Source organism: Clostridium sp. (genome assembly GCF_050717515.1).
GTDB lineage: Bacteria > Bacillota > Clostridia > Clostridiales > Clostridiaceae > Clostridium_AD.
This window is the reverse complement of record NZ_JBOITL010000036.1, coordinates 144,371-158,729: the sequence shown is the minus strand read 5'-3', so window position 1 is coordinate 158,729 and position 14,359 is coordinate 144,371. Positions and strand designations below refer to the sequence as shown.

Here is a 14,359-nt window from a genome sequence, read left to right as displayed (position 1 = left end):
AATATTGTTACTCCTATTATTTTATTAGTGCATTAATTTTTTCTATAGCATTTTTTATAACCACTTGCTGTAATGCTGCACCTTCATACCATGATTTTGTTGAATCCACATTAGCTGTAAAATAACGTGCCTTTAAAATTATTTCAGGCCTATACTCGAAATGTAGAATATCAAAGTGTGACCATTTACCTCCCCAAACAAAGCCGTTGTTTTCAAAAATTTCTACAAGTTCACTGGAATAGGAGGCTAATCTTTTTTCTCCATCTTCTTTTGATGCCCATTTCCAATAATCTCTTTTGTCACTAGCGAGATCTATAGCAATTCCAAAAGCGTGAGGACTTAACCTACTTGTGCCTGAAATTACCCGGTAATTAAAAGTACCACTGCAGGGTAAAAGACATTTTCTTACATTGCGGTTTGTTTGCGAAAGGGGCATTACTTCATTCATAACAGCTTGCAGTGAACTCGCTGCACCGCTACTCATATTGAATTGATAATTGTTGTAGCCTACTTTAACTTTTGTAAGTCTAGATTCTATATCTTTTTTAGAAGAACCATAAATTTCTGTTAATAACCCATAGGAACGCGCACGACCAGGGTCATAATCTGTTTTCATAATGGTTCGAACAGGTGAAAGGGGATATATTTGTTCTAGAGTATCTTGAAGGTCTGGGTTTGTTAGTTTTTCTTGTGAATTTTTTCTTAGGTTGTCATCGTACAGAAGTTTTTTACCAGACTTAAGCACTAAATATACATGCCCATTTTTTTCTTCAATATTTGTGATATATTCAGGATAAGCTATCATTAGGCATAGTAGGTCTTGCTTCATTTTCACATTATATATATTAGTATTTTCCTTAGTAAAAATAGCATTTGCAACAGGGGGTATTGCTATATTTACTATGATGTAAAGAAAACTAGTAGCAAAAATTAAAGCAGAGTGTTTCTTCATAAGAATATCTCCTTTTCAAAAATACTTTTGCTATATATAATTGCCTATGAATTCTTATTATATGTGTGGATAAAGATGCCACTTGCCACGTAGGTGGCACTAGCCATTTATCACTACGCCACCATTGACATGGATAGTTTCGCCACTTATATAGGAGGCACCTTCGGAAGCTAAAAATACATAAGTTTCAGCAAGTTCCACAGGTTGACCAGGTCTTCCCATGGGAGTTTTATTTCCAAATTTACCGACCTCACTGGCACTAAAGGACGCGGGTATAAGAGGCGTCCATATAGGACCTGGGGCCACAGCATTAACTCGTATTTTTCTACTTACCAGAGAAAGAGATAGGGAACGAGTAAAGGTAACTATTGCGCCCTTAGTTGAGGAATAATCAATTAGAGTTTTATGACCTTCATAAGCTGTAACAGAGGAAGTATTTATAATTGTAGCACCTTCTTTTAAATGAGGTAATGCAGCTTTGACCATATAAAACATGGAAAAGATATTGGTTTTAAAGGTTTTTTCTAGTTGATCCACTGTAATATCTTCAATACTATTTTGAGGATGTTGCTCTGCAGCGTTGTTCACAAGAATATCTATTTTGCCAAGTTCATTTATTGTTTTGGTTACAGCCTCATTACAGAAAGCATCTTCTCCTATATCTCCGGGGATCAAAATACACTTTCTACCTTTTATTTCAATGAGTTTTTTTGTTTCTTCTGCATCCTCATGCTCATCAAGATATACTATGGCTATATCTGCGCCTTCTCTGGCATAAGACAAAGCAATTGCTTTTCCAATGCCACTATCACCGCCTGTAATTAAGGCAACTTTATTTATTAATTTGCCAGAGCCTATGCAATCTGGATTTTCAAAAATAGGTCTTGGATTCATAAGTGACTCGAGTCCTGGCTGTTTATTTTGTTTTTGTTCAGGCACGCTGGTAGGAAAATTAAAGTTTTCATTCATAAAAATAGCTCCTTCTTTAAATAAAATATATTTTTGTACACATAGTTTATGATAAAAGAACATTTATATTCACTTTAGCTACAATCCATTAGAAGAATAGCAAGAAAGGTAGAAATATGTTATAATTAAAAAATATGAGTGCAACGAACATTTAAATTAAAATAAATATAAAATTAAGTTGATATAAGTGAAACAAATTTATTTATAAATAAAGACCCATAAAGTCAGAGTTAAAATGAAGATTAATCAGCCTAAATATACTCATATCACTAATAAAGGGTGGTTTCTTAGATGCAATATAATCATGCACGAAAGTTGTTGTTTCCAATTTTCAAGAAGATTCATAACAGGATATCAGTGATTTGCGACATTTAAAGTTCAAGACAGCCACTTCAAAAGGAGAAAATAATGTTATTCGAAAACTTAAATCTTATTACGCCAATAAAAAAAGCACTAGAAACTGAAGGCTATGTGGAGGCTACACCTATACAGGAAGCTGCAATTCCTAGTATATTGAATGGAAAAGACTTTCTAGGTTGTGCTCAAACAGGCACTGGAAAGACAGCAGCCTTTGCAATTCCTATACTTCAAATTCTTTGTGGAAAGCAAAAAGTGATAAAGGGACCTAAAAATATAAAGGCTCTAATCCTGGCACCAACTAGAGAACTGGCAATTCAAATTGGAGAAAGCTTTGATGCCTACAGTGCACATATGAATCTTACTAGTGCAGTTATTTTTGGAGGCGTGTCACAAAAAAAACAAACTGATGCACTAAAAGGCGGAGTAGATATTTTAATTGCAACTACTGGTAGGCTACTTGACTTAATGCAACAGAAATTCATTAACATACATCATGTGGAAATGTTTGTACTTGATGAGGCAGATCGTATGCTTGATATGGGATTCTTGCGCGATGTAAAAAAAGTTATAGCGCAACTACCTAAAATCAGACAAACCATGCTATTCTCAGCGACTATGCCACCAGAAATTTCAAAGCTAGTGGATTCTATTCTTGTGGATCCAGTAAAGGTAGCGGTAACACCTGTTTCTTCTACAATTGAAATTATTGAGCAATCAGTATATTTTGTGGATAAAAAAGATAAAAAGCCTCTACTAATTCATTTGCTGCAAGATAAGTCCATAGTTTCTGCTTTGGTATTCTCAAGAACAAAGCACGGAGCAAATAAAATAACTAAAGACCTAAATAATTCAGGTATAGAGGCTCAAGCTATTCACGGGAATAAATCACAAAGTGCTAGGCAACTTGCCTTAAATAATTTTAAGGCTGGTATTACAAGGGTACTAGTAGCAACAGATATAGCAGCAAGAGGTATAGATGTTGATGAATTGTCTCATGTAATCAATTTTGATCTGCCTAATATACCAGAAACCTATGTACATAGAATAGGAAGAACTGGCAGGGCAGGACTTGGTGGAGTAGCAATTTCATTTTGTGACGCAGAAGAAAAAGATTTCCTAAAGGATATTCAGAAGGTTATTGCAAAATCAATACCAGTAATAGAGGATCATCCTTATCCTGCAAGTAATTTACCAATAGTAGTTACTAAGGATAATACAAAGAAAGCCTCTACTGGAAAGTCAGGAGCAAATGGCTATGCAAGAAGAAATGAAAGAAATCAATCCGGAAGACAACAACCTAGAAATGCTAGAGCAGCAAGATAAAATAAGATGAAATGCATAAAGCCAATGATTATATTAAATAATCATTGGCTTTACTAATCCATATTTTAAATTTCATATGGACTTACTTAGTAATCTCCGTTCTTAGCTTTAGCAATACTGCCTACGCTTAAAACTATAAATCTATTGATTAACATAACTAACATCTCCCTTTATAAGTTTAATGTTGGCTAGTTGACTACAATAATAGTATAACCAGGACTTAAAAAGATATGCGTAAAATAAAATTTTAAAATTATATATTAAAAAGATCATTTAATAGCAACTTCTGTAGCGTCTATTGCGTATTGTAATAAGGAATCTTTTAGCTTTATGATATAGCTATAAAAATAGCACACTGCCATTTCTATAAGAAGTATTGTAAGATTATAGAGCTTTGCAGAAATTGCACAAATATGGTAAAATACATTTGTGTAATTATTGGATTTAAGCAGGAAAAGAGGTATTAACAACAATGATGGTAGAAGATAATGAAATATACAATGCTATTCTAATAGAATTTAAATTAAGTGGGTCTCTTTTAGAAGGAATGAAAAGTCAAGTTGAAGCTTTAACTAAATTTAGAAATGACATATGTAATCTTTTAAAGATAGCAGTGTTTGAGGCTGAAGAAATAGACATATATGAAAAAGAGTTTATAAGAAATATAGATATAAACAAATCAAAAATAAAGGGCTTTGAGAAAACGCAAATAGAGCTTAAAGATAAAATCAAACAACACAAGCAAGAGATTAAGGTGATTAAACTACATATGAATAAATTAGAAAATAAAATAATACAAGAGCGAAGACAAAGTGAAAAATATAATGGAGCTCTTCGAATTTTTCTTAAAAGGGAAAAATTTAAAATTATTAAGAAAATATTTTTTAAGAGCTATAGAAGGGTATTTTTGAAATATTCTGATGAACTTAGTATAAAATCTGAAATTGTACAATGTAATAAAAGAAAAGAGGTTATCAGGCAAAAAAAACAATGTGATAACAATAGTATAGAAAAATATAATAGAAAAATAATTGCAGACAAAGTAGCTTTAGCAAAAATGAGAAAGTGCATTATAAATATGGAAAAAGGTATAGATTTTTTTCTTATAAGGATTCAGAGTTTAAGTGCTTATAAAGATATGGAAAAGAAGTTTAGGATAGAAGCACAACATTACCAAAAATAAAGGCATCTAAAAAAAAATAACTAGTCTAATTACTAGTATTTTTTTAGATGCCTAATATAAATTTTTCTATTTTAATGCCATTTCAAATACTTTGTTAACAATATTTTTAGAGGCAGCGCCTTCATGAATTTTAACTCCGTCTACATAATAGGTAGGTACATAATAGTAAGTGTATTGCTTTGCTATATCCGGTTGAAGTTCTTCATCAATTATTTTAATTTCAATATCAGCATATTCAGGATTTTGTTTTTTTATATCAGCCATCCAAGTAAGTGCTTTTTTGCAATAGGGACACCATTCAGTTACAAACATAATTACTGGTTTCATTTATTATCACCACCAAACTTTCTAATTAATATATATAAAATTATATATATTAATATTATACACCATTTTACACATTCTTCACCTATTATAATAATAATTATTTATAGAAATCAGTTAAATGATTTGCTATAATGAAATAGTTAAAAATAAATAAATAAATAAAACAAATGAAGGAGCACCTTGAATGCAAACAGTTAAGCGGTTATTCCAGAGAGAAACAGTAATAAAAATAGTGTTATTGCTAGCATTAGTACTATTCGCATATTTAATAAGATCAATTTTTAATTTGATTTTATTAACTTTTATGATTACTTATTTAGCAAATAGTTTACAGTCTTTAATAGTTAAGCAAATTAACAGGGTTATAAAAGTAAATCCAACTATTATTACCATAATTATATATATGTTTATGGCAGCAACTATAGTTCTTCTCTTAGTTAAGTATATACCAATTGCTATATCAGAAAGTATACTTATCCTAGATAAAATGGAGTATATTAAATTTCCCGAGAGTAATAGTGGAGTAATGGTTTATTTAACACCAATGTTAGAGAAAATTGACATAGCGAGCTATGCAAAATCTGGTATACAAAGTATAATGCTTTTTGTAGCTGATTTTGGAAAATGGAGCTTGAATTTTTTTATGGCACTTTTACTAAGCTTTATATTTATATTAGAGAAAGACAGTATCTTAAAATTTATATATATGTTTAAAGGGAGCAAAATATCAGTGGAATATAACTACTTTAGCTATTTTGGAAATAATTTTTTAAATTCTTTTGGTAAAGTAATACAGGCTCAAATAATGATAGCTATTATAAACACAGTATTATCAATTATTGGACTTACTATAATGGGCTTTCCTCAATTATTTGCTCTAGCATTTATGATATTTATTTTAAGTCTTGTACCTGTAGCTGGGGTATTTATTTCATTAATTCCACTGTGTTTAATTGCGTTTAAAATAGGGGGACTAATTAAAGTGGTTTTTGTGCTTATTATGATTTTTATAATTCATGCTATTGAAAGTTATGTTTTAAACCCAAAGCTTATGTCTGACACCACCAATCTCCCTGTGTTTTTTACTTTTGTTACATTAATAGTTTCAGAACATTTTATGGGCATTTGGGGTCTACTCCTTGGAATACCAATATTTATATTCTTATTAGATATAATTGGAGTGGATTTAAGCGAAAAAGATCACATTAAAAGTGAATTAAAAGGAAGGCAGTGATTTTGTGACAACAGAAAATATGGAATCTATATTAAAATGTCCTGTTTGCAATTTGTGTTTAAAAAAACATGAAAAACAATACATATGTAAAAATAATCATAGTTACGATATAGCAAGCAAAGGATATATTAATCTTTTGCTTGCTAATCAAAAGAACACAAAAGAGCCTGGGGACAGTAAAGAAATGATGGAAGGTCGGAGAGATTTTTTAAATAAAGGTTATTATCACACTTTTTCTGAAAAATTAAGCGAGGTAATAATATCAAATATAAGTGGAAACAATATAAATATACTTGATGCTGGATGTGGAGAAGGGTATTTTTTATGGAAATTAAAGGAAGATATATATAGCAGTGAACCTAACATTACTCAAAAAAATAAGTTTGAATTTTTCGGTGTAGACATTTCAAAAGCTGCAGTTACGTATGCAACTAAAAGAGATAAAAAAATACACTTTATAGTTGGAAGTAATTTTAACTTACCTATAATGACAAATACCATAGATATTATTATCAGAAACTTTGCACCTTCTGATGAGACTGAGCTTAAGAGGGTTCTAGTGGATAAGGGCAAGTTAATTGTTGTAACACCTGGTATTCAACATTTATATGGGTTAAAAGAAATATTATATGTAAACCCTAGAGAACATGAAGAAAAAGAAATTTCCTTTGAGGGATTTAAGTTAATTGACAGAGCAGAAGTTAAGTACGATATTCATATAGACGATGGGGAGCATGTAAAGAATCTTATTGCAATGACTCCTTATTATTGGACTTTTGATAATTGTATGAGAGAAAAAGCCAGTGGAACTTCTAAACTTTCAACCCTACTTCATTTTAATATTAGTGTATATGAAAAATGTTAATAATATACTGAAATCCTAAAGCATATTAATTAGGGGGAAAGCATGAATCTTATAAAAGAAGAATTCTTCAAGAAAACTCATATTACAGAAGCGGATATCATTAAAAATGAAATAGATTGGTGGGTATTAAATGAAATATATACTGACTTTGATAGCTATAGGAGTAGTTATGAAAGTCAGGCTGGATTTATTGCAGATACTCTAAGAACACATAAAAAAATACATTCAGTAAAGTCTAGAGTTAAAGAATCGGATAGGTTAATTGAGAAGATTATTAGAAAGACATCAGGGCGAAAAGAAAAATATGGCGCAGAATTTCAATTCTCCATGGAAAACTATAAAGAAGAAATAAATGATTTAATAGGGGTTCGCGCAATACATATTTTTAAAGAAGATTGGGAAGATATACACAATTTTATTTATAGTACTTGGAAAGTAATTGAAATAACTGCCAATGTTCGTGAAGGTGATGATACTAAAAGGTTTGACGAACTTAATATTCAAATTCATTCTAGAAAATCAGGATATCGTTCTGTACACTATTTGATAGAATTTTTTCCTACCAGTCAAAAGGTTATAGCTGAGATTCAGGTGAGAACAATATTTGAGGAAGGCTATGGTGAAATCGACCATCAGCTAAGATATTCTCATAAGGAAATTCCAGAAGTGCTAGCACTTAATTTACTATTATTTAATCGTATAGCAGGTAGTTCCGATGAGATGGCTTCTCTAATAAATCTACTAAATAAAAATTGGATCGAGATGGAAGCAAAATATGAAAAGATAATAGAACTAAAAGATAAGGAAATAAATGAACTTAAAGGAGAAAAATAAAATAATGAAGGCGGAATGTAATGAAAAAAACATTTAATGCAATATTGAAAGGCGTTGCGAGCAGTATTAACAGATTTCCACAAACTATTGGTATATCAACGGCTTGTGTTATACTTCTTATCTATATATCAGAAATAATATCAGGAACAAGTGGCGGTTTTATAGAAACCCTCCGTAGAATTGCTATGATTGTTGCTCTTGGAATTCCACTTTCATTATGTATCAACCTTTTTTTTGAAGGCTTAGAAAATTATAAGAAGGTATCGCTGTACGCTTCTTATCTAGGAGGTACTATTTTACTAATCTTTTATTATTACGTTTTCCTAAAGGATATAGAGATGATTGGCATGGTTTCAATGTCAAGATATATTGCCTTTAGTCTTATTCTATATTTGATTTTCATTTTCATATCATATTTACCAAATCGAGAGGACTTTGAGATTTTTGCTGTAAGGGTTTTTACTAGATTTTTCACTACAGTTTTATACTCTCTGGTTTTATATCTTGGACTAGCGGCCATTCTTTTTACAATTGATAAACTTTTAGGAATTAATATTAAAAGTGAATTTTACTATTACACTTTTCTTATTGTTACTGGTATATTCTCACCATCGTTTTTTCTTGCAGGGATTCCTAAGAAAAATGAATTATTGTCTTTAAAGGACTATTCGCGCCTTTTAAATGTACTTGTGCTATACATCATAATGCCACTTATTTCAATATATACAATAATACTATATATATATTTCGGGAAAATAATTATTACAAGGCAATGGCCAGAGGGGCTTGTATCTCATTTGGTGCTTTGGTATTCTGTAATAAGTTCAGCAGTGCTATTTTTTATATCACCACTACTCCATGAAAAGACCTGGCCAAAAAGATATATGAAGTATTTTCCAAAGGCAATTCTTCCGTTAATAGTCATGATGTTTATTTCTATAGGAATAAGAATTAACGCATATGGGGTAACTGAAAATAGATACTTTGTTGTAGCACTTGGTATATGGACATTTTTGGTTATGGTATACTTTGCAGCTATAAAATAACTAAGAAATATAATTCTTCCACTATCCCTTTCAGTAATAACATTTATATCTGTATTTGGACCTTTTAGTAGCTATTCAGTTTCAAAATACAGTCAAAATAAGAGGCTAACTAAGATATTCCTTGCAAACAATATGATTAAAGATAGCAATATAATTAAAGCAAGTGCTGTGGTTTCTTCTGAGGATTCAAGACAAATATCTAGTATTCTTAATTACTTTCAAAGAAAGCATAGTCTAAATGATGTTAAAAGATTGCCACAAGACTTTAAAACTTCTGATATGGAGAGAGTTTTAAGCGTAAAATATACTGATGAATATAATACGGGTAACAATGGATATTTTTACTTTAATTCTACAGGTGCATTAAAACCAATTGATATAAAAGGATATAACTATTTGTTTGATTCAAGAAATTCTAGGCAACAGAGCGCAAGTAGCTCAGACTTTAGCATAAATTTTGATTATGAATCAAGCATGTTAAAGATAGCTCAAGAAGGAAAAGGTATATATGAAAAAGATTTAATGGATTTTGCCACAAAACTTATGGATAAATATGGAAGCAATCAAGATCAGAAAAATATTTCTCCTGAGGAAATGTCTTTTGAAGATGAAAATGATAAAGTGAAAATTAAGATTCAATTCTCTAATCTATCAGGAAATAAGAATACTTCAAGTGGCAAAATAGAATCAAAGAATTTTGAATTTTATGTTATCGTGAAAGTAAAATAAATAATTGGGTGTAGGATTATCCTACACCCAATTTTCGGTTATTATTGACTCATTTTGTAATAATTGTTATTATGTTAGTATTAGGAAATAGGGGGGGATAATATGATCTGGGCTAAAGTTACCTTTCTAAAAAAGCTCCATGCAAAGTCTGTAATATAAACAACGGCGTTTGCTTGCATGGAGCTAAAAAATAATCGCCAGTATCCGTTATAATTTTTTATAGTGGAAACTGTTTATAGTGTAGACTTTGCTACCTTAAAATCAAAAACTATTTTAAGGAGCGGAGCATAAATGAAATATATAAAAGCAAATGTTATTTTTCCAGAAGAGTTATTAAAAGAAATACAGAAATATGTACAAGGGGAAATGGTTTATATTCCAAATTCAAATGGAAATCGGAAAGAATGGGGGGAGAGCTCAGGCAATAGAGCTTATCTCACTGGTCGCAATACTGAGATTCGTGAAAAATTTGGGGAGGGATCATCTATTGAGAAGCTTTGTACCACCTTCTGTCTTTCTATTGACAGTATTAAAAAAATTGTTTATTGTAATAAATAGTTTATAAAAGCTGGTTGGAATATATTCCAACCAGCTTTTTGTGCAAAGAACGTTTAATAATTATCTTTTGCATATCATAAATATGTTATTGTTGCTATAATTATCCATAGGAGCTTGTTAAAGTAAGACAAAAATTAATAAAAAAATTATATACATTGGGGGAATTAATTATGGAAAGATATAAAAATATAGAATCAATTAATGAAGTAAATAAAGTTCTTGAGAATCTTCAAGAATTATATACAAAGAAAGATGAGGGTAAGATTGAGGATTTTGTAAAGAACGGATTTTCTTTAAAGAAGGGTTTTGCTACAATTGGAAGCGGGTTAAATCAGTGGTGCTCTAATAGTGATGATATAAAGGAACTTATTAAATTTCATTTTGATAATGAAAACAACTGTTGGAGAGAAATAGATTTTAAATTTGGAGAAGCTAAGATTTTTGCAAATAAAAATGTAGCTTGGGTTGTTTCTATTGGAAAGATTAGTAATACCCTCTCTGAAGAGGGGCAAATAGAAGAGACAATTAGTAAAGTAAAAGATATTTTAGAAGGAGAAGAAAAGTCAAAGGAAAATGTACTTGACGCGGCGCGGAAGATTGCGAGAACATTAAGAGAAATAGAGAAGGGGGAAAATTATGTATGGCCTTTTAGATTTACTTGTGTACTTATAAAGGAAAATGATACTTGGAGATTCCATCAAATGCAGTTTTCTCTTGATTCAGAGTCATTTTCATATAGATTTACTGAAGATAACTATGATAAGAGTATATTTGAAATGTCTAAAGCTAATTCAAATGGAGAAATTGAAGAAATTAAAAAAGTGCTTCAGGTATTCCAAGATGGATATACAAAAAGAAATTTAGATTGTGTTGATGAATATATGAAGGAAGTTTTTCTATTACATGAGGATTTAGTAGTAATAGGAACCGATGCAGAGGAGCTTTGTTTAGGAATTGATGCAACTAGAGGAATAGTTGAATCAGATTGGAAATATTGGGGCGATTTTAAGATGAACGTTGAGGACGCTATAATATGTGTTAATGGAGATGTTGCTTATTTTACTACAAAGGCAATTTTAAATAGAATTATATCTAATGAAAAAATACTTCAATGGATTAGCGGCTCAACTAAAGATACATTTGAAACTGAGGAAACACCAAAAAATAAGCTAATGGAAGTTCTTTGGGATACTTTAGATTTACTTTATGAGAATGAGAAAGGTGAAGCTTATATTACACCAATGAGATTTTCAGGGGTTTTAGTAAAAGAACATGGAAGATGGCTTATTCAACATGCACAGTACTCAGATTATTCTGATGGAATACCAGGGGTGAGAATCAAAGAGTAAATGAAGACGCTTTAGTATTTTTGCCACGTTGAAGTAATATTCAACGTGGTCTTTAGTTTTTGTATTCAAAAAATAAAATATTTAATTCTCCATATATTTTAAAGTATTAATTCTATTATCTATATTCTATGTTAAATCATCATCTGCGATGCTGCAATTAACGACTTCCTTCTGAAATGCCGTTAAAATATGGTTATTAAATGGAACAATATTATAAATTATTAATAAAATATATAAGCATGAATTTTACGAGGGGGGAACTTTATATGAAGTTTTATATTAGAGAAAAGGTATTTTCAATAGGTGACAAGTTTAGTATTAAGGATGTTTCAGGTAATGATGTGTTCAATGTAGAGGGAAAGATTTTTTCATTGGGAAACAAGCTTACAATTTATGATGTGGATAACAATGAGATTGTATATATTGAGCAGAAGTTATTTAAATTACTTCCGGAATATAACATATATTTAAATGGAAACTATGCTGCAAGAGTAAAAAAAGAATTTACTTTCTTTAGCAATAAGTTCGACATAGACAGCAATATGGGCAATTATCAGATTGAAGGAGATTTTTTTGCTCATGATTTTTCGATTACAAAAAATGGTATCATAATTGCTGAAATAAACAAAAAATGGGTTTCATGGGGAGATACTTATGAGATTAATATCAATGAACAAGAAAATCAAGCGTTTATATTAGCAATGGTAATTGTAATTGATCAAGTATTACATGATAATAAAAACAAAAATAATGGGTAAATACTAAAATACTATTAAAATATTGGATTTTTTAATAAAATTTCATTATTTCAGTAGAAATGATTTAATCATGCTCTTTAAGATGTTATAATGTATTAGATAAATAAGAGATTAGAGGTGCATATATGACTAACGATGAGATATATAAACGTATAATGATTATGACTAGTGTTAAAGCTGCAAAAAGCTTTGTTAAAACTTGTGAGATAAGTAAGGGCGACTTAGGGAAGCTTTGCAAGAGATATAACATATTTGTAGAAGGTAAAGCTACTAAGGAAGATATAATTGATAGATTTGTAAATGAGACACTTGGCATAAAATTAAAAAATAAGGTAATCAATAAATACAATATTAGATAAGAATTATTTAGTAAGAGCAATTTAATATAGGGAGACTGATACATTTTTATTGTATCAGTCTCCCTATATTTTATAGAAAGCCATCAGCTTCAATATTTAAAGGATAATGTATTATATAAAATGTATAAATAGCTTTATTTAATAAAATAATACCTATGAGGTGAAAATAATGAAGTTATTTGTACCAGATATTGCATATATAGATCCAAAGATTCAAAAATACCCTGAGAGTAAAAAAGTTATAGAATATTTAGAAAGCTTAAATATTCCCATAGTTAATTCTAAAAAAGTAGTAATAGATGGAGAAAGCCCTGAGAAAAATTATGTAATGGCTAAAAAAACTGTTCTTTTTACAACAAATGGCCAAAAAAAATTGGTAAGTTGCAGACCATCAGCAGACTATCAATTTTCACTATCAAGTTCCTGCCCTGCCAATTGTGAATACTGTTATCTTCAGACAACTCAAGGTGAAAAACCTTTTATGAAAATTTTTCTAAATATCCATGAGATTTTGGAAGTTATTCAAAGTTATATAGATAATAACATGCCCAATATTACTTCATTTGAATGTGCAAGTATAACAGACCCTATTGCGCTTGAGCACTTAAGTGGAAATTTAAAAAGATGTATAGAATATTTTGGAGAGAGTTCAAATGGCAGATTGAGGTTAGTTACTAAATTTGATGATGTTGATGCACTTTTAAAACTAAAACATAACAAGCACACAAAGTTTAGATTTACTTTAAATTCCCGTTATGTAATAAATAACTTCGAACATAATACTTCCAGTTTTCATGAGAGAATAGAAGCAGTTAAAAAAATTGCTTGTGCTGGATATCCTATAGGATTCATAATTGCACCTATTATGATATATGATAATTGGAAAGAGGAGTATAAGGAATTATTTGAGACACTGAAATTAGCATTACAGGATTATAATGGCGAAATAAGCTTTGAACTTATTCAACATAGATTTACTAAAGCAGCAAAGGAACTAATAGTTCAAAGATTTAAGAATACTGTGCTGGATCTCAATGAAGAAAAGAGGCAATTAAAATGGGGACCTTATGGAAAATTTAAGTATGTATATAAGAAACCAGATAGTGAGGATATGAATAATTATATATCAAAACTGATAAATGATAATTTTCATGGAGCAATAATTGAGTATTTTACTTAATACTAACTATTAAAAAAAATAAGTATCGTTAATCCATAGCAAATATGCTAATATAGCAATAAGTTTAAGTTATTAGAAAGTTTGTAAGTATAAAAAGGAGGAATATTTATGGATAAATATGTTTGTGTAGTATGTGGTTACATTTATGACCCGGCAGTAGGGGATGATGACGGTGGAATTAAACCAGGAACTAAGTTTGAAGATATCCCTGAAGATTGGGTTTGCCCACTATGTGGAGTTAGTAAATCAGAGTTTGAAAAAGTATAATAGAAAAAAACAAATCAGTATAAAGATCTAAATCTTTATACTGATTTGTTTTGCTATATCCATATT

16 protein-coding genes are annotated in these 14,359 nt (G+C 30.1%); 13 read left to right on the top strand and 3 right to left on the bottom strand.

Annotated elements, in window-relative coordinates; all coding sequences use genetic code 11:
- Positions 1–16 precede the first annotated feature (16 nt).
- Both ACREV6_RS20275 and ACREV6_RS20270 read right to left on the bottom strand, forming a co-directional pair.
- Positions 17–952, bottom strand: coding sequence for a M15 family metallopeptidase (locus ACREV6_RS20275; protein WP_431579859.1), 936 nt, complete (start codon positions 950–952; stop codon positions 17–19).
- A gap of 99 nt (positions 953–1,051) precedes the next feature.
- The gene (locus ACREV6_RS20270; protein WP_431579858.1) at positions 1,052–1,921 is read right to left on the bottom strand and encodes an SDR family oxidoreductase; all 870 of its coding nucleotides are present in this window, start codon (positions 1,919–1,921) and stop codon (positions 1,052–1,054) included.
- Positions 1,922–2,329: 408 nt separating this feature from the next.
- Here ACREV6_RS20270 and ACREV6_RS20265 point away from each other — a divergent pair, with 408 nt between their 5' ends.
- Complete coding sequence (locus tag ACREV6_RS20265) at positions 2,330–3,604, top strand: DEAD/DEAH box helicase (RefSeq protein WP_431579857.1); 1,275 nt, start codon at positions 2,330–2,332, stop codon at positions 3,602–3,604.
- Positions 3,605–4,076: 472 nt separating this feature from the next.
- Positions 4,077–4,787 (top strand): hypothetical protein, encoded by a 711-nt coding sequence (locus ACREV6_RS20260; RefSeq protein ID WP_431579856.1) that lies wholly within the window; start codon positions 4,077–4,079, stop codon positions 4,785–4,787.
- Positions 4,788–4,853: 66 nt separating this feature from the next.
- Here the strand turns inward: ACREV6_RS20260 and ACREV6_RS20255 are convergent, their stop codons facing one another.
- Positions 4,854–5,114 carry a glutaredoxin domain-containing protein gene (locus ACREV6_RS20255; protein WP_431579855.1) on the bottom strand — a complete coding sequence of 87 codons (261 nt, stop codon included), beginning with the start codon at positions 5,112–5,114 and terminating at the stop codon, positions 4,854–4,856.
- Between the two features lie 184 nt (positions 5,115–5,298).
- Between ACREV6_RS20255 and ACREV6_RS20250 the strand changes: the two genes are divergently transcribed.
- The 11 genes from ACREV6_RS20250 (at position 5,299) to rd (ending at position 14,293) form a co-directional block, all read left to right on the top strand.
- Positions 5,299–6,348 carry an AI-2E family transporter gene (locus tag ACREV6_RS20250; RefSeq protein ID WP_431579854.1) on the top strand — a complete coding sequence of 350 codons (1,050 nt, stop codon included), beginning with the start codon at positions 5,299–5,301 and terminating at the stop codon, positions 6,346–6,348.
- A gap of 4 nt (positions 6,349–6,352) precedes the next feature.
- Positions 6,353–7,213 carry a putative RNA methyltransferase gene (locus ACREV6_RS20245; protein ID WP_431579853.1) on the top strand — a complete coding sequence of 287 codons (861 nt, stop codon included), beginning with the start codon at positions 6,353–6,355 and terminating at the stop codon, positions 7,211–7,213.
- Between the two features lie 42 nt (positions 7,214–7,255).
- Complete coding sequence (locus ACREV6_RS20240) at positions 7,256–8,047, top strand: RelA/SpoT domain-containing protein (protein ID WP_431579852.1); 792 nt, start codon at positions 7,256–7,258, stop codon at positions 8,045–8,047.
- 20 nt (positions 8,048–8,067) lie between these two features.
- Positions 8,068–9,093 (top strand): DUF4153 domain-containing protein, encoded by a 1,026-nt coding sequence (locus ACREV6_RS20235; RefSeq protein WP_431579851.1) that lies wholly within the window; start codon positions 8,068–8,070, stop codon positions 9,091–9,093.
- A 132-nt stretch (positions 9,094–9,225) separates the two neighbouring features.
- Positions 9,226–9,822, top strand: a complete 597-nt coding sequence (locus tag ACREV6_RS20230) for a hypothetical protein (protein ID WP_431579850.1) — start codon at positions 9,226–9,228, stop codon at positions 9,820–9,822.
- Positions 9,823–10,113: 291 nt separating this feature from the next.
- Positions 10,114–10,380 (top strand): CD3324 family protein, encoded by a 267-nt coding sequence (locus ACREV6_RS20225; RefSeq protein WP_431579849.1) that lies wholly within the window; start codon positions 10,114–10,116, stop codon positions 10,378–10,380.
- Between the two features lie 170 nt (positions 10,381–10,550).
- Complete coding sequence (locus tag ACREV6_RS20220) at positions 10,551–11,729, top strand: nuclear transport factor 2 family protein (protein ID WP_431579848.1); 1,179 nt, start codon at positions 10,551–10,553, stop codon at positions 11,727–11,729.
- Between the two features lie 266 nt (positions 11,730–11,995).
- A complete protein-coding gene (locus tag ACREV6_RS20215; RefSeq protein WP_431579847.1) occupies positions 11,996–12,487 on the top strand; it encodes an LURP-one-related/scramblase family protein in 492 nt (163 codons plus the stop codon).
- Between the two features lie 125 nt (positions 12,488–12,612).
- Positions 12,613–12,846, top strand: coding sequence for a hypothetical protein (locus ACREV6_RS20210; RefSeq protein ID WP_431579846.1), 234 nt, complete (start codon positions 12,613–12,615; stop codon positions 12,844–12,846).
- 169 nt (positions 12,847–13,015) lie between these two features.
- Entirely contained in the window at positions 13,016–14,026 is a 1,011-nt protein-coding gene (gene splB, locus ACREV6_RS20205; protein ID WP_431579845.1) for a spore photoproduct lyase, read from the top strand.
- A 108-nt stretch (positions 14,027–14,134) separates the two neighbouring features.
- A complete protein-coding gene (gene rd, locus ACREV6_RS20200) occupies positions 14,135–14,293 on the top strand; it encodes a rubredoxin (protein WP_431579844.1) in 159 nt (52 codons plus the stop codon).
- Positions 14,294–14,359: the final 66 nt, after the last annotated feature.